The organism is Streptomyces sp. NPDC046939 (genome assembly GCF_040644575.1).
Classification (GTDB): domain Bacteria; phylum Actinomycetota; class Actinomycetes; order Streptomycetales; family Streptomycetaceae; genus Streptomyces.
Genome location: NZ_JBEYWV010000008.1, coordinates 98,700 through 118,442, shown reverse-complemented (window position 1 = coordinate 118,442; position 19,743 = coordinate 98,700). Strand labels below are relative to the sequence as shown.

The 19,743-nt window shown below is 72.2% G+C and carries 22 protein-coding genes; 11 read left to right on the top strand and 11 right to left on the bottom strand.

Translation table 11 applies throughout. The features are described 5' to 3' along the window. The first annotated feature begins 94 nt into the window (after positions 1 to 94). The 5 genes from ABZ877_RS11280 (at position 95) to thpD (ending at position 4,818) form a co-directional block, all read left to right on the top strand. The gene (locus ABZ877_RS11280; protein ID WP_361067964.1) at positions 95 to 1,195 is read left to right on the top strand and encodes an aminotransferase class V-fold PLP-dependent enzyme; all 1,101 of its coding nucleotides are present in this window, start codon (positions 95 to 97) and stop codon (positions 1,193 to 1,195) included. Between the two features lie 408 nt (positions 1,196 to 1,603). Continuing rightward, the gene (gene ectA / locus ABZ877_RS11275) at positions 1,604 to 2,116 is read left to right on the top strand and encodes a diaminobutyrate acetyltransferase (RefSeq protein WP_361067961.1); all 513 of its coding nucleotides are present in this window, start codon (positions 1,604 to 1,606) and stop codon (positions 2,114 to 2,116) included. A 73-nt stretch (positions 2,117 to 2,189) separates the two neighbouring features. Beyond that, complete coding sequence (ectB, locus tag ABZ877_RS11270) at positions 2,190 to 3,461, top strand: diaminobutyrate--2-oxoglutarate transaminase (RefSeq protein ID WP_361067958.1); 1,272 nt, start codon at positions 2,190 to 2,192, stop codon at positions 3,459 to 3,461. 41 nt (positions 3,462 to 3,502) lie between these two features. Next, the gene (locus tag ABZ877_RS11265; RefSeq protein ID WP_361067955.1) at positions 3,503 to 3,907 is read left to right on the top strand and encodes an ectoine synthase; all 405 of its coding nucleotides are present in this window, start codon (positions 3,503 to 3,505) and stop codon (positions 3,905 to 3,907) included. A gap of 5 nt (positions 3,908 to 3,912) precedes the next feature. Further along, complete coding sequence (gene thpD / locus ABZ877_RS11260; protein WP_361067952.1) at positions 3,913 to 4,818, top strand: ectoine hydroxylase; 906 nt, start codon at positions 3,913 to 3,915, stop codon at positions 4,816 to 4,818. 66 nt (positions 4,819 to 4,884) lie between these two features. Here thpD and ABZ877_RS11255 read toward each other — a convergent pair whose 3' ends face one another. The 6 genes from ABZ877_RS11255 to ABZ877_RS11230 form a co-directional block, all read right to left on the bottom strand. Next, entirely contained in the window at positions 4,885 to 5,922 is a 1,038-nt protein-coding gene (locus tag ABZ877_RS11255; protein WP_361067949.1) for a maleylpyruvate isomerase family mycothiol-dependent enzyme, read from the bottom strand. Beyond that, positions 5,922 to 6,518, bottom strand: coding sequence for a sigma-70 family RNA polymerase sigma factor (locus tag ABZ877_RS11250; RefSeq protein WP_361067946.1), 597 nt, complete (start codon positions 6,516 to 6,518; stop codon positions 5,922 to 5,924). Before ABZ877_RS11250 ends, ABZ877_RS11255 begins: the two co-directional genes overlap by 1 nt. Before the next feature lie 84 nt (positions 6,519 to 6,602). After that, complete coding sequence (locus ABZ877_RS11245) at positions 6,603 to 7,730, bottom strand: aminotransferase class V-fold PLP-dependent enzyme (protein ID WP_361067943.1); 1,128 nt, start codon at positions 7,728 to 7,730, stop codon at positions 6,603 to 6,605. Between the two features lie 52 nt (positions 7,731 to 7,782). Next, complete coding sequence (locus ABZ877_RS11240) at positions 7,783 to 8,499, bottom strand: DsbA family oxidoreductase (RefSeq protein ID WP_361067940.1); 717 nt, start codon at positions 8,497 to 8,499, stop codon at positions 7,783 to 7,785. Positions 8,500 to 8,574: 75 nt separating this feature from the next. Further along, positions 8,575 to 9,180, bottom strand: coding sequence for a DUF1349 domain-containing protein (locus tag ABZ877_RS11235; RefSeq protein WP_361068376.1), 606 nt, complete (start codon positions 9,178 to 9,180; stop codon positions 8,575 to 8,577). Between the two features lie 11 nt (positions 9,181 to 9,191). Further along, a complete protein-coding gene (locus tag ABZ877_RS11230) occupies positions 9,192 to 10,739 on the bottom strand; it encodes an aldehyde dehydrogenase (NADP(+)) (RefSeq protein ID WP_361067938.1) in 1,548 nt (515 codons plus the stop codon). A gap of 127 nt (positions 10,740 to 10,866) precedes the next feature. Here ABZ877_RS11230 and ABZ877_RS11225 point away from each other — a divergent pair, with 127 nt between their 5' ends. Continuing rightward, on the top strand, positions 10,867 to 11,673 hold the full coding sequence (locus ABZ877_RS11225) for an IclR family transcriptional regulator (RefSeq protein WP_361067935.1): 807 nt from the start codon (positions 10,867 to 10,869) through the stop codon (positions 11,671 to 11,673). An 88-nt stretch (positions 11,674 to 11,761) separates the two neighbouring features. Further along, positions 11,762 to 13,222, top strand: coding sequence for a penicillin-binding protein 2 (locus ABZ877_RS11220; RefSeq protein WP_361067932.1), 1,461 nt, complete (start codon positions 11,762 to 11,764; stop codon positions 13,220 to 13,222). A 48-nt stretch (positions 13,223 to 13,270) separates the two neighbouring features. Here the strand turns inward: ABZ877_RS11220 and ABZ877_RS11215 are convergent, their stop codons facing one another. Genes ABZ877_RS11215 through ABZ877_RS11205 form a run of 3 tightly spaced genes read right to left on the bottom strand, consistent with a single transcriptional unit; the run spans position 13,271 to position 15,107 of the window. Beyond that, positions 13,271 to 14,035: a hypothetical protein gene (locus ABZ877_RS11215; protein WP_361067929.1), complete on the bottom strand. Its 765-nt coding sequence runs from the start codon at positions 14,033 to 14,035 to the stop codon at positions 13,271 to 13,273. Next, complete coding sequence (locus ABZ877_RS11210) at positions 14,032 to 14,370, bottom strand: PadR family transcriptional regulator (protein ID WP_361067925.1); 339 nt, start codon at positions 14,368 to 14,370, stop codon at positions 14,032 to 14,034. The genes ABZ877_RS11215 and ABZ877_RS11210 overlap by 4 nt, the downstream gene beginning before the upstream one ends. Further along, positions 14,367 to 15,107 (bottom strand): CPBP family glutamic-type intramembrane protease, encoded by a 741-nt coding sequence (locus tag ABZ877_RS11205; RefSeq protein WP_361067922.1) that lies wholly within the window; start codon positions 15,105 to 15,107, stop codon positions 14,367 to 14,369. The genes ABZ877_RS11210 and ABZ877_RS11205 overlap by 4 nt, the downstream gene beginning before the upstream one ends. 173 nt (positions 15,108 to 15,280) lie before the next feature. Between ABZ877_RS11205 and ABZ877_RS11200 the strand changes: the two genes are divergently transcribed. From ABZ877_RS11200 to ABZ877_RS11190, 3 genes are read left to right on the top strand one after another with little or no spacing between them, the layout of a single operon-like run. After that, positions 15,281 to 15,850: a SigE family RNA polymerase sigma factor gene (locus tag ABZ877_RS11200; RefSeq protein ID WP_361067919.1), complete on the top strand. Its 570-nt coding sequence runs from the start codon at positions 15,281 to 15,283 to the stop codon at positions 15,848 to 15,850. Further along, a complete protein-coding gene (locus tag ABZ877_RS11195) occupies positions 15,847 to 16,533 on the top strand; it encodes a hypothetical protein (RefSeq protein ID WP_361067916.1) in 687 nt (228 codons plus the stop codon). Before ABZ877_RS11200 ends, ABZ877_RS11195 begins: the two co-directional genes overlap by 4 nt. Before the next feature lie 57 nt (positions 16,534 to 16,590). Next, positions 16,591 to 17,427, top strand: a complete 837-nt coding sequence (locus ABZ877_RS11190; protein ID WP_361067913.1) for a pectate lyase — start codon at positions 16,591 to 16,593, stop codon at positions 17,425 to 17,427. Positions 17,428 to 17,447: 20 nt separating this feature from the next. Here ABZ877_RS11190 and ABZ877_RS11185 read toward each other — a convergent pair whose 3' ends face one another. Beyond that, positions 17,448 to 18,242, bottom strand: coding sequence for an HAD family acid phosphatase (locus tag ABZ877_RS11185; RefSeq protein WP_361067910.1), 795 nt, complete (start codon positions 18,240 to 18,242; stop codon positions 17,448 to 17,450). A 135-nt stretch (positions 18,243 to 18,377) separates the two neighbouring features. Between ABZ877_RS11185 and ABZ877_RS11180 the strand changes: the two genes are divergently transcribed. After that, on the top strand, positions 18,378 to 18,617 hold the full coding sequence (locus tag ABZ877_RS11180) for a hypothetical protein (protein WP_361067907.1): 240 nt from the start codon (positions 18,378 to 18,380) through the stop codon (positions 18,615 to 18,617). Positions 18,618 to 18,623: 6 nt separating this feature from the next. Here the strand turns inward: ABZ877_RS11180 and ABZ877_RS11175 are convergent, their stop codons facing one another. Next, a complete protein-coding gene (locus ABZ877_RS11175) occupies positions 18,624 to 19,709 on the bottom strand; it encodes a pectinesterase family protein (RefSeq protein WP_361067904.1) in 1,086 nt (361 codons plus the stop codon). Positions 19,710 to 19,743 lie beyond the last annotated feature (34 nt).

The following is a 19,743-nucleotide window of genomic DNA, read 5'->3' as shown; positions in this document are numbered from 1 at the left end:
GCGAAGCCTATGAGGCGGGTGGGTACGCTCGACAGCGGCATCAGCCCGAACCCTTGAGCATCTGTCCGAAACCGTGAGCGAAGAGAGCACCACCGTGACGCATCCGTTTCTCGATCTGGCCCCCCTGAGCGCCGAGCACTTCGCCGCCGTCGAGGACCGTGTGGCCCGCCTCCTGAAGACCTCCCAGGACGTCGTGATCATGCAGGGGGAGGCGCTGCTCCCCCTGGAGGGCGCGATCCGGGGCGTCGCCGGGCCGGGCACCGTCGCCCTCAACGTGATCACGGGCCCGTACGGGCAGACCTTCGGCGACTGGCTGCGCGACTGCGGGGCGACCGTGCACGACCTGGCGGTGCCGTTCCACACGGCGGTCACGGCGGAGCAGATCCGGGAGGCGTTCGCCGCCCACCCCGACATCGACTTCGTCTCGCTCGTGCACGCGGAGGCGGCGACCGGCAACACCAACCCCGTCGCCGAGATCGGCGAGGTCGTGCGCGAGCACGGCGCGCTGTTCTACCTGGACGCGGTGGCGTCGATCGCGGCCGAGCCGGTGCTGCCGGACGCCTGGGGCGTGGACCTGTGCGTGATCGGCGCGCAGAAGGCGATGGGCGGCCCGGCCGGTGTCTCGGCGGTGTCGGTGAGCGCGCGGGCCTGGGAGCGGATGACCGCGAACCCGCAGGCGCCGCGCCACTCCTACCTCTCCCTGCTCGACTGGAAGCAGCGCTGGATCGACGGTGGCCGCAAGGCGCTGCTCCACGCGCCCGCGCAGTTGGAGATGCTCGCGCTCGAAGCCTGTGTGGAGCGGATCGAGAGCGAGGGACTCGACGCGCTGATGGCCCGTCACGCGAGCGCGGCGGCGGCGACCCGCGCCGGAACGCTCGCGCTGGGCGGGGGACTTGAGCCCTACGTGCACGAGGCGCGGGACGCCGCGCCGGTCGCGACGACGCTGCGGGCGCCCGCCGGGACCGACGCGCGCGACCTGGTCGCGAAGGCGCTGGCCGTCGACCCGGTGCTGCCGCTCGTGGCGGGCGGCGGGGCGCTGGCGCAGGAGATGATCCGGGTCAACCACTACGGCCCGCAGGCGACGCGCGGTGTCGTGCAGTCCTCGCTCGCCGCGCTCGGCGGGGCGCTGGCGGAGGCCGGGTTCGCGGTGGATCTGGAGGGCGCGCGCAAGGCGGTCGCCGCCGCCTGGGCGTAGCCGGAGGGCTTCAGCAGAAACAGGACCAAGCAATTCCGCCGTCCACAAAGTGGCGCCGCCCATTTACCGGGCGGCGCTTTTCTTTATCTTCCGCAAGAACTATTGCACTACATTCTTCCGCTTATTATCGGGGTAGCTTCCCGTACTGCTTCTGCCCGGATCCACAGAACGTAAACACTAAGATTTCAACAACGCGAGTCGACGCGAATCGGACAGGTTTCCGCCACGCGGGACGGTGTGACACACTCCACACCACGGGTGGTATGCCCGCTTATGTGCAGGGCAAATCGGTATATTTCCCTGCCCTCTCCTGCGCGGGCCCACCTGCGCGCGATAACACAGATCGCCGCGCCACGTAACCCCCCTCCCAGATGCAATTCCAAAAATTGCTGGGTAAATTCAAATCGCATGACCGCCGTACAAGCGAAATTCCAGCTCGACCAGCCCGGCGTGGCCGACGGTGCCGCGATCTGGCGTATCGCACGTGACTCGAAGGTGCTTGACCTGAACTCGTCCTACAGCTATCTGCTGTGGTGCCGTGACTTCGCCGCCACCTCCGCGGTCGCGCGGGACGAGAACGGCGAGGTCGCCGGGTTCGTCACCGGCTACACACGGCCGGACCGCCCGGGCACTCTGGTCGTATGGCAGATAGCCGTGGACGCCGCCCACCGCGGGCACGGTCTCGCCGGCGAACTCCTGGACGGCCTGGCCGCGAGGGTCGTCGCCGAGCGGCAGGTCACCACCGTGGAGACGACCATCACGCCGGACAACGAGGCGTCGCAGGCGCTGTTCCACTCCTTCGCCCGCAGGCACGGGGCCGGCGTGGAGCGCACCGTCCTGTTCGACGCCGGGCTCTTCCCCGACGACGGACACCTGCCGGAAGAGCTGTACCGGATCGGGCCGCTCGCGCCGGCCGCGTAGCCGCCGGGCCCCGCACACCGAAGCCATCCAAGCCAACCCCCCGCACACTCCCCTCCCAAGAGGAGCATTCGCTGTGACCATCACCCAGCCGGACCTGAGCGTCTTCGAGACCCTTGAGTCGGAGGTGCGCAGCTACTGCCGCGGCTGGCCCACCGTCTTCGACCGGGCCCACGGCAGCCGTATGTACGACGAGGACGGCCACGAGTACCTGGACTTCTTCGCGGGTGCCGGTTCACTCAACTACGGCCACAACAACCCCGTGCTGAAACGCGCGCTCATCGACTACCTGGAGCGCGACGGCGTCACGCACGGCCTGGACATGTCGACGACGGCGAAGCGCAACTTCCTGGAGTCCTTCCAGAACATCATCCTGCGCCCGCGCGACCTGCCCTACAAGGTCATGTTCCCGGGCCCGACGGGCACCAACGCCGTCGAGTCCGCGCTGAAGCTGGCCCGCAAGGTCAAGGGCCGCGAGTCGATCGTGTCCTTCACCAACGCCTTCCACGGCATGTCGCTCGGCTCGCTCGCGGTGACCGGCAACGCCTTCAAGCGGGCCGGCGCGGGCATCCCGCTGGTGCACGGCACGCCGATGCCGTTCGACAACTACCTCGACGGACAGACCCCGGACTTCATCTGGTTCGAGCGGCTCCTCGCCGACCAGGGCTCCGGCCTGAACCAGCCCGCCGCCGTGATCGTCGAGACGGTGCAGGGCGAGGGCGGCATCAACGTCGCCCGCGCCGAGTGGCTGCGCAAGCTCGCCGACGTGTGCGAGCGCTGGGACATGCTGCTCATCGTCGACGACATCCAGATGGGCTGCGGCCGCACCGGCGCCTTCTTCTCCTTCGAGGAGGCGGGCATCGTCCCCGACATCGTGACCGTGTCGAAGTCCATCAGCGGCTACGGCCTGCCGATGTCGCTGTGCCTGTTCAAGCCGGAGCTCGACGTGTGGGAGCCCGGCGAGCACAACGGCACGTTCCGCGGCAACAACCCCGCGTTCGTGACGGCCGCCGCCGCCCTGGAGACGTACTGGACCGACGGTCCGGCCATGGAGAAGCAGACGCTCTCGCGCGGCCAGCAGGTCGAGGAGGCGCTCGTCGCGCTGCGCGAGGAGTTCCGCGAGGAGACGGTGCAGTACCGCGGCCGGGGCCTGGTGTGGGGCCTGGAGTTCCGCGACAAGGAGCGGGCCGGCAAGGTCGCCAAGCGCGCCTTCGAGCTCGGCCTGCTGATCGAGACCTCCGGCCCGAACAGCGAGGTCGTCAAGCTCCTGCCGGCGCTGACGATCACGCCGGACGAGCTGGAAGAGGGGCTGCGCACGCTCACCAGGGCCGTGCGCGAGACCGCCTGACGACCCCTCAGGAACGCAACAGAGAGAGGCAGCGACATCCCGTGATTGTCCGATCGTTCAAGGAGATCGAGAACACCGACCGGCACGTGAAATCGGCGTCCGGCACGTGGGAGAGCAAGCGCATCGTCCTCGCCAAGGAGGGTGTCGGCTTCTCCCTGCACGAGACGATCCTGTACGCGGGCACGGAGACCGACATGTGGTACGCCAACCACATCGAGGCCGTACTGTGCGTGGAGGGCGAGGCCGAGCTCACCAACCGGGAGACCGGCGAGAAGCACTGGATCGAGCCGGGCACCATGTACCTCCTGAACGGCCACGAGCGCCACACGCTGCGGCCCAAGACGGACTTCCGCTGCGTGTGCGTGTTCAATCCGCCCGTGACCGGGCGGGAGGACCACGACGAGAACGGCGTCTACCCGCTGCTGACCGAACCCGAGGAGGCCTGATCCGCATGACCGCCATCCCCACGGAGCACGCCGTCACCGACCTGTACCCGACCCGGGGCACCTCCGAGGTGGCCACCCCGCGCGTCGACCCGGTCGTCTGGTCGCCGCCGGGCGCCCGGGGCCCGATCCGCGAGTCCGACCTCGCGGGCTTCGAGCGGGACGGCTTCCTCGCGATCGACGAACTGCTCGGCCCGGACGAGATCGGCACCTACCAGGCCGAGCTGAAGCGGCTGATCAGCGACCCGGTGATCAAGGCCGATGAGCGCTCCATCGTCGAGCCGAAGTCGCAGGACGTGCGGTCGGTCTTCGAGGTCCACAAGATCAGTGAGGTGTTCGCGAACCTGGTGCGCGACGAGCGCGTCGTGGGCCGGGCGCGGCAGATCCTCGGCTCGGACGTCTATGTCCACCAGTCGCGGATCAACGTCAAGCCCGGCTTCGGGGCGAGCGGCTTCTACTGGCACTCGGACTTCGAGACCTGGCACGCCGAGGACGGTCTGCCGAACATGCGGACGGTGTCGGTCTCCATCGCCCTGACGGAGAACTACGACACCAACGGCGGCCTCATGATCATGCCGGGGTCGCACAAGACGTTCCTCGGCTGCGCGGGCGAGACGCCGAAGGACAACTACAAGAAGTCGCTGCAGATGCAGGACGCGGGCATCCCGTCGAACGAGGCGCTGTCCAAGTTCGCCGACGCGCACGGCATCAGGCTGTTCACCGGCAAGGCGGGCTCGGCGACCTGGTTCGACTGCAACGCCATGCACGGCTCGGGCGACAACATCACGCCCTACCCGCGCTCGAACGTCTTCATCGTGTTCAACAGCGTGGAGAACGCGGCGGTGGAGCCGTTCGCGGCGCCCGTGCGCCGCCCGGAGTTCATCGGGGCGCGGGACTTCACCCCGGTGAGGTAGCGCTCGTACGCGTAGGAGTGGGGCGGGACCGGCCACCGGTCCCGCCCCACCGCTGTTCCCTGGTGTTCACAGCCAGGCGAGGCGGGCCGCCTTGCCGAGGACGGCGTGCACGGCGGCGTGATCGCCCCGGGCGGCCATCGGCACGGTGTGCGGGGCGACGCGTCCGCCGACGAGGAGACAGAAGTCGACGGCGGTCATGGTGAGTTCGCCGCAGACCGGTTCGCCCTCGGCGCCGAGGATCCACTCCGTGGAGCGCCCGGCGTCGGTGACGGTGAGGGCGACCGTCTCGGCGGCCGGGCCGAGGGCGAGCCCGACGATCCGCACGGCGAGGCGCACGAGCCGCCACAGGTGGGCGGCGGGCGGCGGGGGCACGGTCCGGCCGAGGGCGCGCCCGATGTCGTCGGCGTGGATCCACGCCTCGAAGCCGCGGACCAGGAAGTGGTCGGCGACGGGCAGCCGCGCCCCCACCACCGTGACCGGCAGCGCGGCGGTCTCCGGGTCGTGCGCGGCCGGGGTCGCGAGCAGCGCGGCGGCCTGCGCGCGCCATACGGCGACGGTGTCGCGCGGGGCACGGGTGCGCTCGTGGGCGATGACGCGGTGGGTGCGGGTGGCCCACGCCGTACGCCACCCGGTCCCGCCCGGCGTCGCGGGGCCGGGCGGCGGCTCGTTGGCGGGCAGTCCGAGGTGGACGGCGAGGTGTTCGTCGGCGGCGATCAAGTGGGCGATCGTGTCCTGCACGGTCCAGTCGTGCACGACGGGCGTGCGCCACACGTCGGCGTCGAACTCGGCGATCAGCGCCTGCAACGCGGCGACAGCCGCGGCGTAGGGCTCGGCGTGCGGGGCGGTGCGGGGCACGGCGGGGCGGGCGGCGAGCACGCGGGCCAGGGTGTCGTCCCCGGCCGTCGGCGGGGCCGGGTCCGGGGCCTGCCCCGGGCCGTCGAGGAGTCGTACGGTCTCGCGCAGGCGCTCCGCCTCCGCCGCGCACTGCGCGCAGGTCGCCAGGTGTTCGGGGACCGTGTGCTCCTCGGCCGGGGGCAGGGCGCGCAGGGCCCAGGCGCCGAGGAGTTCGCAGATCGCCGCGTGGTCGTAGGCGTCGGTCGCCATCACGCGCTCCTTTCCCTGGCCGGGTCGGGGGGGTCGGCCAGGGTCTCGGCCAGCCGGTGCAGGGCCGTGCGCAGCCGGGTCTTCGCGGTGCCCTCGGGGATGCCGAGCTCGGCCGCCGCTTGACGGTACGTCCGTCCGGCGAAGTACGCCAAGTGGACCACCTGCCGCTGGGGCAGCGGGAGTTCGGCGAGGGCGGAGTGGAGCAGGAGGGCGCGTTCGCGGTCCACGACCCGTTCGTCGGGGCCGGGGTCCTGCGCGGGGATCGCGTGCAGGACCTCGTCGTCGGCGGCGGCCTTGCGGTGGCGGGCCTCGCTGCGCACCCAGTCGACGGCGCGGCGGTGGGCCAGCATCGTCAGCCAGGTGCGCAGGGTGCCGCGGCGTTCGTCGTAGGCGTAGGGGCGGGCCCACAGGTGGGCGAAGACCTCCTGTGCGACGTCGTCGGCGGCGCCGGTCTGGCGGGTCACCCGGACGGCGACCGCCCGCACGAGCCCGCCGTAGGCGTCGTACACCTCGGTGAGCGCGGCCTCGTCGCCGTAGACCAGCCGCCGGTGCAGCTCGGCGTCGGCCGTCGGTCCTGTCCCGTGCTTGCGGGCCACCGGCACCACCACCTCGTCCCTGCCTTCCTAGCGTCCGGCGGGCCCGGGCGCCAGGTGTGGCGGCGTGACAGGGGCGGGGTGCGGTCAGTGGGACAGGGCGGCCAGGAGCCGGTCGACGTCCTCGGGCGTGTTGTAGAGGTGGAAGGCGGCCCGCAGGTGGCCGGCCCGGTCGGCGACCTCGATGCCGTCCGCGCGCATCTCGGCCGCCTTCGCCCCGAGCCGGGGCACGGACACGATCGGGGAGCCGGGCGACGGGACCGGCGTGTGGCCGAGGGCGGCGAGGCCCGTGCGGAAGCGGTCGGCGAGCGCGAGGTCGTGGGCGCGGACGGCGGCCGTGCCCAGCTCCTCGATCAGGGCGAGGGACTGCCTGGCGGCGGTGTACGCGAGGAGGCTCGGCGCCTCGTCGAAGCGGCGCCCGGAGCGGGCGGGCTCGGTGACGGGGCCGTAGCAGCTGTCCATGGGGACCTCGCCGGAGACGTAGCCGCCGAAGACGGGCCGCAGTTCGTCCGGGTCCTCGGGGCCGACGAAGAAGGCGGTGCCGCGCGGGCAGGAGAGCCACTTGTAGGCGACGGCGGAGACGTAGTCGGCGTCCGCCGCGTGCTCGTCGAGCGGGTACCACCCCGCGGCCTGCGAGGCGTCGACGTAGAGCCGGGCGCCGTGGGCGCGGGTCGCCTCGCGCAGGGCGGCCAGGTCGGCGACGCGGCCGTCGGCGGACTGCGCCGCGCTGACGGCGACGAGCGCGGTGCCGGGGCGGACCGACTCGGCGAGCGTGTCCAGCGGGACGACGCGGACCCGGAGGTCGCCGCGGACGTGGAAGGGGTTGACGGTGGAGCTGAAGTCGTTCTCCGCCGTGAGGACCTCCGCGCCCGGGGGCAGCGACGCGGCGACCAGGCCGCCGTAGACCGCGACGGACGCGCCGGCCGCGACCCGCGCCACCGGCACCCCGGCTATCCGCGCGAAGGAGGCGCGGGCCTCCTCCACGTCGGCGAAGAGGGCGTCGAGGGGGCGGCCCGCCGCCATGGTGTCGACGGCGATGCGCACCGCGTCGGCCGCCCGCGCGGGCAGCACCCCGAAGCCGGCGGTGTTCAGGTAGGTGGCGTCCGGGTGGTACTGGGCGCGGACGAGATCGAGGTCGAGCGCGGGCTCCGGCGGGAGGTCCAGGGCGGGGACGTCGGGCTGCTGGTCGCGTGTGGTCTCGTCAGTGGTCTGCATGACCTCACCATGCCCGACCGCGTGTGCGACCACGCCCCATGCGCTCCTCGGTTCAGCTCTGCGGGACCGCGCATCCGTCGGGCCCGCACGCGTCGCCGCCCTGCGCGCTGTCGATCACCGTCAGCGGGGAGCGGTTCTCCCACGCCTGGGTGAGGGCCTGCGTGAAGACCTCGGCGGGCTGGGCGCCGGAGACGCCGTACGTGCGGTCGAGGACGAAGAAGGGGACGCCGTTGGCGCCGAGCTGGGCGGCCTCCCGCTCGTCGGCGCGCACCTCCTCCGCGTACCGCTCGGGGTCGGCGAGGACCGCGCGGACCTCGGCCTCGTCCAGACCGGCGTCGACGGCGAGGCGCACGACGTGCTCCTCGTCGGCGAAGACGGACTCCCGCTCGGCGAAGTTCCCCCGGTACAGGGCGTCGATCATGGCGTCCTGGACGCCCTTCTCGTGCGCGAAGTGCAGGAGGCGGTGCAGGTCGAAGCTGTTGCCGTAGTCGCGGCCCTCGGTGAGGTAGGGCAGGCCGAGCGCCTGGGCCTGCTGCCCGAGCCCCTGCTCGTTGGCGGCGGCCTGCGCCTCGCTGATCCCGTACTTCTCGGCGATGTGCGGCACGACGAGGCCGGTGTCGCCCTTGGCGATGGTCGGGTCGAGCTCGAAGGAGCGGTGCACGACCTCGACCTGGTCCTTGTGCGGGAAGGCGTCGAGGGCCTGCTCGAACCGGGACTTGCCGATGTAGCAGAACGGGCAGTTGATGTCGGTCCAGATCTCGACGCGCATGGGGTCTCTCGCTCCAGTGGATACGTACGGCGCAGGGGGTGCCCTGCGCCGTACGTCAACCGGTGGCGGCGGTGGCTAATTCCCGTCCCGCAGGTCCTTGGGCGCGCCGGGGCGCAGCTCGACGCGGTCGAAGGCGACCTCGCACCCCTCCCCCGTCGGCGACTGCGCGAGGAAGCCGACCCGGGCCGCCGCCGCTGCCTTCTCGTCGCCGAGGGCGAAGACGCGGACGAAGGTCCATTTCTCGCCGTCGGTGGAGGCGTGGAAGGCGAACGCCGAGCCGGTGCGGGTGATCCGCAGCCACACCGTGGAGCCGGGGACGACGAAGGAGTTCGCGTCGTCGGAGCGCCCGCGCGTGACGACCGTGCAGATCGTGGGCTCGTCCGGGGAGCGCTCGTAGCAGAGCTTGGCCCACTCGCGGTCGCCGACGTGGAGGTAGAGGACGCCCGCGTCGAACGCCGCCGCGAAGCCGACCGTCACCCGGGCGATGAGCTGGAAGTCGCCCCCGGGCGGTGTGCCGAGGAGGCGGGGCGCGTCGGAGGCGGGTGCGAGGGAGTCGCCCGCCGGAGGCACGAAGCGGTCCTGGCGGGCGCCCGCGCGGCCGGTGAGCACGCCGTCCGCGTACGCCCAGTGGCCCTCGGGACCGTGGGCGTACAGCGGGAAGGGCAGCTCGGGGAGGCGCAGCTCCGCGGTGGTCACTTGGTCTGCCGTCCGTTCTCCAGGCGGCCGTTGAAGCGGCGCGGCAGACCCAGCGGGTTGTCGTCGCGCAGCTCCGGTGGGAGCAGCGCCTCGGGCGTCGTCTGGTACGAGACCGGGCGCAGCCAACGCTCGATCGCGGTGCCGCCGACCGAGGTGGAGGTGGAGGTCGTCGCCGGGTACGGGCCGCCGTGGTGCTGGGCGGGGGCGACGGCGACGCCGGTCGGCCAGCCGTTGACCAGGACGCGGCCCGCGAGGGGCGTCAGCTCGGCGAGGATCTCGGTGCCGCGGCCCTCGCCGGCGGCCTCCTCGGCGGAGAGCTGGACGGTCGCGGTGAGGTTGCCGGGCAGCCGGTTGAGGACGGCGGTGATCTCGTCGGCGCTCTCGTAGCGGGCGACGACGGTGACCGGCCCGAAGCACTCCTCCAGGAGCAGGTCGTGCTCCGAGCCCTCGACGGCGAGCCTCGTCGCCGGGACGGTGAGGAAGCCGGGGCTGACGGTGTGCTCGCCGCCCGCGCCGGGCGTCACCGGCGCCTCGACGTCCGGGAGCTGCGCGCGCTCGGCGACGCCCGCGACGAAGTTGTCCCGCATCCGGTGGTCGAGGAGCACGCCCCCGGCGGTGTCGCTGACGGCGGCGGTGAGGGACTTGACGAGGCTGTCGCCCGCCTCGCCGCTCGGCGCGAACACCAGGCCCGGCTTGACGCAGAACTGGCCGACGCCGAGCGTCATGGAGCCCGCGAGCCCCGTACCGATCTGCTCGGGGCGCTCGGCGGCGGCCGCCTCGGTGATCACGACCGGGTTGAGGGAGCCCAGCTCGCCGTGGAACGGGATCGGCACCGGGCGCGCCGCCGCCGCGTCGAAGAGGGCGCGGCCGCCGCGTACGGAACCGGTGAACCCGGCGGCCGCGATCAGCGGGTGCTTGACCAGCTCGACGCCCGCGTCGAAGCCGTGCACGAGACCGAGGACGCCCTCGGGGATGTCGTGCCGTGCGGCGGCGCGGCGGAGGACGGAGGCGACCAGCTCGGAGGTGGCCGGGTGGTCCGGGTGCGCCTTGACGACGACGGGGCAGCCCGCGGCGAGCGCGCTCGCGGTGTCGCCGCCGGGCACGGAGAAGGCGAAGGGGAAGTTGGAGGCCGAGTAGACGGCGACGACGCCCAGCGGGATCTTGTAGCGGCGGAGGTCCGGGATGGGCGGGGTGGCGGTGTCGTCCGGGTGGTCGATGACGACGCCGAGGAAGGCGCCCTCGTCGACGATGTCCGCGAACGCGCGCAACTGGAAGCTCGTACGGGCCAGTTCACCGCCGAGCCGGACCGGGCCGAGCGCGGTCTCCGCGTCGGCGGCCTCGACCAGATGGTCCTTGGACTCGTCGAGCAGGTCGGCGGCGGTGCGCAGGAACGCGGAGCGCACGGCGCGGTCGGCGAGAGCGGAACGGGCGTCGTGGGCGGCGCGGACCGCCTCGTCCACCTCCTGGGCCGTGGCCTCGACCGCGACCTGCTCCCGCTGCTTCCCGGTTCGGGGGTCGACACTCCAGACTGGTGCTGCTGCCACGGCGAATCCTCCAGCTTTTCCCGCGGCTCGGCGGACGAGCCAGGGGAGTCGTTCGATATACTGAACGCTGTCTCTGTTGATGAACCCTACGGAGACTATTTCTCGTCGAACGAAGGGGTCAAGGGCGATGTCGGCAGACGAGACGGGGGCCGTCGCGAGTACCGCGACGGGGGCCGCGCAGGGTGGCGCGCAGGTCAAGTCGGCGGTGCGCACGGTCGAACTGCTCGAATACTTCGCCGGGCGCCCCGGCATGCACTCCCTGGCCGCCGTCCAGGAAGCCGTCGGCTACCCGAAGTCCAGCCTCTACATGCTGCTGCGCACGCTCGTCGAGCTGGGCTGGGTGGAGACCGACGCGACCGGCACGCGGTACGGGATCGGGGTGCGGGCGCTGCTCGTCGGCACCTCCTACATCGACGGCGACGAGGTCGTGGCCGCCGCCCGGCCCACGCTCGACCGGCTCTCCGACGACACCACCGAGACCATCCACCTCGCGCGCCTCGACGGCACCAACGTCGTCTACCTCGCCACCCGCCAGTCCCAGCACTACCTGCGGCCCTTCACGCGCGTCGGGCGCCGCCTGCCCGCGCACTCCACCTCGCTCGGCAAGGCGCTGCTCGCCACCTACAGCGACGAGCAGGTCCGCAAGATGCTCCCCGAGACGCTGCCCGCGCTGACCGAGCACACGATCACCGACCGCGAGAAGCTCATCGAGGAGCTGCACGCGGTGCGCGAGCAGGGCTTCGCGGTCGACCGCGAGGAGAACACGCTCGGCCTGCGCTGCTTCGGCGTCGCCATCCCCTACCGGACCCCGGCGCGGGACGCGATCTCCTGCTCGGTGCCGGTCGCGCGGCTCACCCCCGCGCACGAGCAGATGGTCAAGGACGCGCTGTTCGACGCGCGGGACCGGCTGACGCTGGCGACGCGCCGGCTCTGACGTCCGCTCCGCCGGGTCGATGAGAGCTTCCTGAGAAAACCGGCCTTTTCGGAACGATCCGCTCACGGCCGCTCGTCCTCTGTGTGGGATGAACAAGACGATCAGGCGCGCCTCCGTCTTCAGTCTGCTGCTCGTGCTCGCTCTGCTGGTCAGGGCGACATGGGTGCAGTTCTACGACGGCAAGGCCCTCGCGGACAACGACGACAACCGGCGGAAGACGATAGCGCGGTACGCGTACCCGCTCGGCGACATCATCGTGGGCGGAAAGGCGGTGACCGGTTCGGCGCCGACGGGCGGCGGGAGCGACCTCGGGTACAAGCGGACGTACCCGGGCGGCTCCCTGTACACGGCGGTCACCGGGTACACCTCGCAGGTGTACGGATCCACACAACTGGAGGCCCTGTACCAGGACGTGCTCGACGGCACGGCGACACGGCTGACGAACCCGCTCGACACGCTCACCGGCAAGCGCCCCGCCCCCGGTGACGTGATCACGACGATCGACCCGGCCGTGCAGAAGGCGGCGGCGAAGGCGCTCGGCTCCACCAAGGGCGCCGCCGTCGCGATCGACCCCAGGACCGGGCGGATCCTCGGCATGGTGTCGTCGCCGTCGTACGACGCGTCGACGATCAGCGGCTCCGGCGCGGCCGACGCGAAGGCGTGGAAGAAGCTGTCCGACGACAAGGACGTGCCGACCCTGAACCGGGCGCTGAAGCAGGCGCTGCCGCCGGGCTCGACGTTCAAGCTGGTCGTGGCCGCCGCCGCCCTGGAGAACGGCCTGTACGGGTCGGTGGACGAGCGCACGGACTCCCCCAACCCGTATCTCCTCCCCGGCACCAGGACCTACCTGCGGAACGAGAGCGCGAGCGCGCCCTGCGAGAACGCCTCCCTGCGCACGGCGCTCCAGTACTCCTGCAACAACGTCTTCGGCAAGATCGCCGTCGAGCTGGGGCAGGACAAGGTGCGGGCGATGGCCGAGAAGTTCGGCTTCGACGACAAGAAGCGGGACGTGCCGGTGCGGGCCGCCGAGAGCGTCTACCCGTCCGGCATGGACAAGGCGCAGACCGCGCTCTCCGGCATCGGCCAGTTCGACGTGACCGCCACGCCGCTCCAGATGGCGATGGTCTCCGCGACGCTCGCCAACGGCGGCCGACAGGCGTCCCCCCACATGGTCTCCGAGGTGACGAACGCGGACGGTGACGCGATCAGGACCTACCCGGACTCCGACACCACCCGGGTCGTCAGCGCCTCCACCGCGTCCCAGCTCCAGTCCGCGATGGAGACCGTGGTGACGAAGGGCACGGGCACGAACGCGCAGATCGCGGGCGCGACGGTCGGCGGCAAGACGGGCACGGCCCAGCACGGCGAGAACAACAGCAAGACGCCGTACGCCTGGTTCACCTCGTACGCCAAGGACAACACGACCGGCAAGCAGATCGCCGTGGCGGTGGTGGTGGAACAGTCGGACGCGGCCCGCTCCGAGGTAAGCGGCAACGGCCTGGCCGCACCGATCGCCAGGGCGATGATGTCGGCGGGGCTGAAGGGTTAGCCCCGGGCGCGGACCGGGCCTCCGAGGTGGCGCACGCGATGCGCCACCTCAGGGGCGCGGGGAGCTGCGCGCCCCGCCGCGACGGCGCCGCATCTGCCAGGCCACCACCGCCCAGCCCGCCAGCAGCGGTACCGCCGCACCGGCCAAGGCGCCCGTCACGAAGCCCGCCCCCGTGCTCGGCTCGCCGTCCCGCACGGCCAGGGCGATCGCCGCGGCGACCAGCGCCACGGTCGCCGTCGCCAGCGTCGCGTAGAAGCGGCGGCTGAAGAACGTGGTGCGGGTGGGGGTGGCCGGGGGCGGGGCCGCCATCCGGGCCGCCGGGCCCAGCGTCGCCGCCTTCGGCCGCTTGTACCAGCCGTACACGACCCACGTGCCGCACGGCTCCCAGCCCTCGACGGCCAGTTCGCGGTCCAGGGCGGCACGGCCCCGGGTCACCAGTTCGCGGCGGTACTCCCAGCGCTGGGGGTGTTCCGGGTCGCGGTGGCTGACGAAGCGGCCCAGGGCGTCGATGCGTTCCACCTCCCAGCCCTCGTCGCCGAAGCGGTCGAGGAGCGCCTCGTCGGCGTAGGTGTCGGCGGTCCAGCGCCAGGTCTCGACGTGCTCGTCGGGGGCGACGGCGTCCGCCGCCGCGCCCTCCGGCGCCAGTTGCCGCGCGAACTCCGCCACGGGGCCGAACTCGTCCTCGGGGTCGACCGGCCCGGACTCCGCCAGGTGCGCCGCCAGGTCGTCGACGGTCGCGGTGACATGGGCCGGGGGCAGGCCGTGGTCGCGGAGCAGGCGGCTCAGCTCGGCCAGGTAGTCGTCGGCCGTCATCGCACTCCGCCCTTCGCCAGCATCGCCCGTACCGACGCGTCGAACTCCCGCCACAATGCCCCCTGTTCGGCGAGCGTGGCCCGCCCCGCGTCCGTGAGTGTGTAGTACCGGCGGCCCGGCCCCTTCTCGGTGGCCCGGAACTCGGCCGCGACGAGACCGGCCTCCTCGAGCCGGTTGAGCACGGGGTAGAGCGTGCCGCCCTTGATCTGCCCGAACCCGGCGCCGTCCAGCCTCTTGCCGATCTCGTAGCCGTAGCTCTCGCCGTCGGTGAGGGCGGCGAGGACGAGCAGGTCGAGCACGCCCTTGAACCAGCTGGCGCGACGGTCGCCGCTCATGCGGTCCTGCCCTTCATGACGGCGCCCGGCAGGACGACCAGGTCGCGGAGCGACAGCAGCGCGTGCACGGCCACCGGCAGGAGCAGGCTCCCGGTGAGGAGGTACAGCGCGGTGCACAGGCCGCCGAAGAGGGCGAAGGCGCGGACACCGGAGCGGCCCTGGTAGAGCCCGGCGCCCGCGTACACCAGCACGGCGAGGGCGGCGGCCACGTACACGTGCAGACCGAGCGCGCCGACACCGAAGGCGATGAGGAGGCCCCGGTACAGGAGTTCGGAGCCGATCGCGTCCACGAGGGCGACGGCCACCGCGTACCCCCGCTCCCGCCGCGTGCGGGGCAGCATCGCCGAGACCGCGTCGAGGCCGCGGACATGCTTGCCGTCGCCGGCCGGCGCCCGCATCCGGCGCTTGCCCAGCGCGACGGCGGCGAGCAGCGCCCCGGTGAACCCGGTCGCCGCGACCGGCCCGTCCCCGGCGACGAGCCCGAGGTCGGCGGCCGTGAGCCCGGGCGACAGCGCGTACACCGCGCCGCACAGGGCCACGAGGACCGCCCAGAACCCCAGCGTCGCCCGGAAGTACCGCACCAGCGCCGCCGGTTCGCTGTCGCGGCGCCGCGCGAGCGAGGCGTACATGCGCCGCCCCACGAACGGCTCCCCGGCCGCGAGGTAGAGCGTGACGGCGGCGGCCGTCACGACGGACGCGGTGGTGAGGTGCGGCGAGATGTACGGAGCGGCGTTCATGACATAGACCGTATGACTACCTAGTCAGTTACGCAACCTAGCTCGGATACCGATCCCCCCGATCCGATCATGTCCGAAATCTCGCACGTCCTTCGAAGCGCTGTACGCAACGCTGGTACGCTCTCGCATCCCGTCGAGCCGTATCGAGCCGCACAGTGAGGGGAGGGATCCGTGTGAGCGCTGTCGTGGACGACGACAACTCCGCCGAGTTCCATGCCTTCTTCGAACGGCACCACGCTGAACTCGCCCGTCTCGCCCACCTCCTGACGGGTGAGGCGGACGCCGCCGACGACCTCGCGGCGGACGCGCTGCTCGCGCTCTGGCACCGCTGGGACCGGGTCAGGCAGGCGGAGCATCCGGTGGCGTACGCGCGGGGCGTCGTCGCCAATCTCGCCCGTACCCGGATCCGCAGCGCGGTCCGTGAGCGGCGGCGCGTGGCCCTGTTCTGGTCGGGCCGGCAGGAGCGCGCCGAGGACCCGGACGTGCCCGCCGTGGTCGACGTGCAGGGCGCGCTGCGCGAACTCCCCTTCCGCAAGCGGGCCTGCGTGGTGCTGCGGCACGCGTTCGACCTGTCGGAGAAGGACACCGCGCTCGCCCTCGGCATCTCGGTGGGTACGGTGAAGAGCCAGACGTCCAAGGGCATGGCCGAGCTGGAGAAGCGGCTCGGGTCCGGCGAGCGGGAGGACCCGGCCCCGCGCCGCGTGCGGGCCGTCGGGGCGACGGCGGAGGGGTGGCGGCGGTGAGCGAGGAAGTGCGGCGGCGGCTGCGCGAGTCCGCCGACGCGCACCACCCGGACCGGGAGCGGATGCTCGCCCGGATCGAGCGCGGCATGGCACGGCCGCACCCGGCGGCGGCCGGGCGGCGCCGTCCGGCGGCCGGATGGGTGCGGATCGCGGGCGCGGTGGCGGGGGTCGCGGGCGTCCTCGTCGTGGGCGCGTTCGCGGTGGGCCCCGCACTGCGCCAGGACGACGACGGCCCGCGCGGGACGGTGGCCGTGACGCCGATGCCGACGGCGACACCGACACCCACGCGCACGGCCGCGCCCCCGGCCCTGTGGTCGGAAGGGACCGTCGACCCCGGCTCGAACAGGTACTGGGCGCAGAGCGACATCACGTTCAAGGCGCGGCGGCAGCTCACCGCGCTCACGCTGGAGCTGCGGATCGCGCAGACCGGCGGGGTCGCCGACACCGGCAACTGGCGCTCGCTGCCCGCCGAGGACTTCACGGTGTCCGTCGGCGAGCGCGGCGGCTTCCTGGTGTACCGGTGGGTCCTGAAGAACGGCCGTACGGTGCCGGCCGGGCAGTACGTGTTCGCCGGGCAGTACAACCACGCCGATGGCGACCGGGACGCGGGCGGTGACTCGTACTCGGTGTGGGGCCGCACCGCGGACGGCGAGCAAGTGGCCGTGAGCGGGGACTTCGCATGACCTGAACGTCCGGGGACGAGGCGGCAACCTTTCCCCGCGGCCCGGCGACCAAGGGGCATGACCAAGACAGGCACCCTCTCCCCGCAGCGCCACCGGCGCCGCGTCACCCGGCGCCGGGCCACCCTCGGCGGGCTCCTCGCGCTGACCCTGACCGGCGCCGCCCTCGCCACCGCCGGCATGCTCGGCTCCGCCGGGGCCGCGACCGCCTGGCCGACCGCCACCGGCAAGCAGGCGGTGAGCAGCACCATCTCCGTCTCGGGCACCTACGACGGCTCCTACAAGCGGTTCTACGGCTCAGGCGACCTCGGAGGCGACGGCCAGGACGAGGGCCAGGACCCGATCTTCAATCTGAAGGACGGCGCCACCCTGAAGAACGTCATCATCGGCTCCCCCGCCGCCGACGGCGTGCACTGCGCGGGCACCTGCACGCTGCAGAACGTCTGGTGGGAGGATGTCGGCGAGGACGCCGCGACCTTCAAGGGCAAGTCCACGTCGTCCGTCTACACGGTGTACGGGGGCGGCGCGAGGAAGGCGTCGGACAAGGTGTTCCAGTTCAACGGCGCGGGCAAGCTCGTCGTCACCAAGTTCCAGGTGTCGGACTTCGGCAAGCTGGTCCGCTCGTGCGGCAACTGCTCGACGCAGTACAAGAACCGCAACATCACCGTCAACGACGTCGATGTGACCGCCCCGGGCAAGTCGATCGTCGGCATCAACTCCAACTACGGCGACACGGCCGCGCTGCGCAACGTCCGCATCCACGGCGACAGCGGCAGGAAGATCAAGCCGTGCGTCCGCTACAACGGCAACAGCACCGGCGCGGAGCCGACGGAGGCCGGCAGCGGGCCCGACGGCACGTACTGCAGGTACACGGCGTCGGACCTCACCTACGACTGATCCGCCGTACCGGCCGCGTCTCAGCCGACGAAGTACGTCGGGTTGGGGAACTTGTACGTCTTGTCCGCGTAGCCGCCGTCGAGGTCGGACTGCTGGTCGCCGAAGTCGCCGACGATGTCGTAGCCGAGCGACTCGATGTGCTTGCGGGTGCCCGACTTGTACTGCACGGTCGTGCACTTCCAGGCCCCGGCGGTGGCGCAGCCGCTGAGGTAGGCGGGCGGGTCGTCGGCGTTCTTCAGGTAGAGATGGCGCGCGTCGAAGTCCGTGTTGATCCCGACCTTCTTCAGGTTCGCGACGGCCGCGTCGCGCTGCGCCTCGGTGAGCCCGGAGTTGTAGAAGACCTCGACGCCCTTGCTCCGTGCGTACGTGATGAGGTCGGGGGTGCCGAAGACGGCGGGGCGGTCGGCCTCCGCCACGTAGGCCGCCCAGGTGGCGCCGTTGTAGACGTAGTTGGTGCGCACCTCGTAGTCGAGGCTGAGCAGCAGCGTGTCGTCGATGTCGAAGACGACCGCGGGCTTGGCGCGGTGGTGGCGGGCCTGCTCGGCCGCCTTGGCGATGTCCTTCTTGGCGCGCGCCTCGATGCGCGCCAGGTCGTCGGCGTAGGCGCTGTGGGGGTCGGCGCGCCAGGTGCCGTCGGCGTCCTGCGTGGCGCCGTAGTACGACTTGATGTCGCCGACGAGCTTGCCGATGTTGTAGGGCTCCGCCGTGACCTTGGCGGTGGGAGCGTCGGCGCCGGCCGTGCCGGTGCCGTAGAGGGCGCCGCCCGCGAGGGCGCACGCGGCGGCGATACCCGCGACTGTGATGGACTTCCGCATGGCCCGATGTCTACGCGCATCACACGGGGCGGCGCGAGAGGGGTTACTGGATCGATACACGTATCGGTCGATCCATTGCTCAGGGATGGCGGCGGCTTGACCCGGCCTTTGGGCGGCTCGTCCTACGCTCACTCAGTGCAGTCGCAGTTCGCCGTCGCCTCCTCCGCGCACGGGCAGTCGCCCGTATTGCTCACCGTGTTCGCCGTGGGCGGTGTCGTGGCGCTGTGGGCCGGTCTGAGCTGGGCGTTCGACATGCGCGGTCTGCCCGTGCGGCGCACGAACACCGCCGGGCAGCTCCGTCTGCTCGGTGCTCTCCTCGCTCTCGCCGGCCTTGTTCTCCTCGGCATCGTGTACGCACTGTGGCAACTGGGCTGACCTGTTTCACACGCGCGGACGCCAGTCCCCGAGGTATCTCGCCGGGGTGTGCCGGGCGGCTTCGGCGCGGGTGAGCCGCGGCCGGTTCTCCGGCACGGTGACGACCGCGCCCGGCCCGGAGTTGCGGTACTCGGCGAACCGCTGCTCCTGCCACGGATGGGCGTCGGACATGGCGGCGTAGGGCGCGACGGCGTCGATGCCGGGCCCCAGGTGCGTGTCGCGGACGACGAGCATCGGCCGGGCGGTGGTGTCGGAGCTGGGCACCCATGGCCGGGCCAGCTTGTAGTAGCCGTCGGGCGCCGCCGAGCTGATCCGGGACCGGGTGACCAGGTAGCCGAGCGGGTTGGCCGCGGCGGTGGACGGCGCGAGGACGAAGCCGTACGGGGCGCCCGCCAGATCGGTACGGGCGAGCGTGCGGAAGTGGCAGTCCTCGAAGACGGCGGTGGCGCGCCCGAAGACGAAGTCCACGTCGCCCTCGACGTAGCAGCCGTGGAAGTACTGCCGCGCGAACGTGGTGAGGGCGGGCGAGTCCGCGTACAGGGTGTCCTGGTGCCCGAGGAAGCGGCAGTCGAAGAAGGCGGAACGGTCGCCCGTGACCTTGAGCGCGACGGCCTGCGTCCCGGTGACGCCGGGATGGTCGGCGCGCAGCCAGTCGTTGGCGAAGGTGATCCCGCGCGCGGTGAACCCGTCGGGCCGCAAGGTGACGGTGGCGGACCCGCTGGTGCCGTACGTACCGGACCCGTCGGGCCTGGGCGTGCCCGCCGCGTTGCCGAACACGACGACCGTACGACGCGGATCGCGTGCGGCGCCGAGCCAGGTCATGCCGGTGGCGGTGGCGGGCACGGAGACGGTCTCGCGGTAGACACCGGGCGCGAGGACGAGGGTCCATCCGTCCCCGCTGACGGCGTCGACGGCGGCCTGAACGGTGGTGTGGTCACCACCGCCGCGCGGATCGATGTGGAGGGTACGGGGGGCGCCCCGCCGAGGGGGCGCCCCATAGGCCCCACCACTCCTGAGAGCGAGTCCGACACCGACACCTGCCGACACGAACGCCCGGCGGCTGAAGCCGAGTTGACGTTGCTGAGGAAACATGCGTGCACTCCAGGTATCCAGGGGCGCGGGGAAC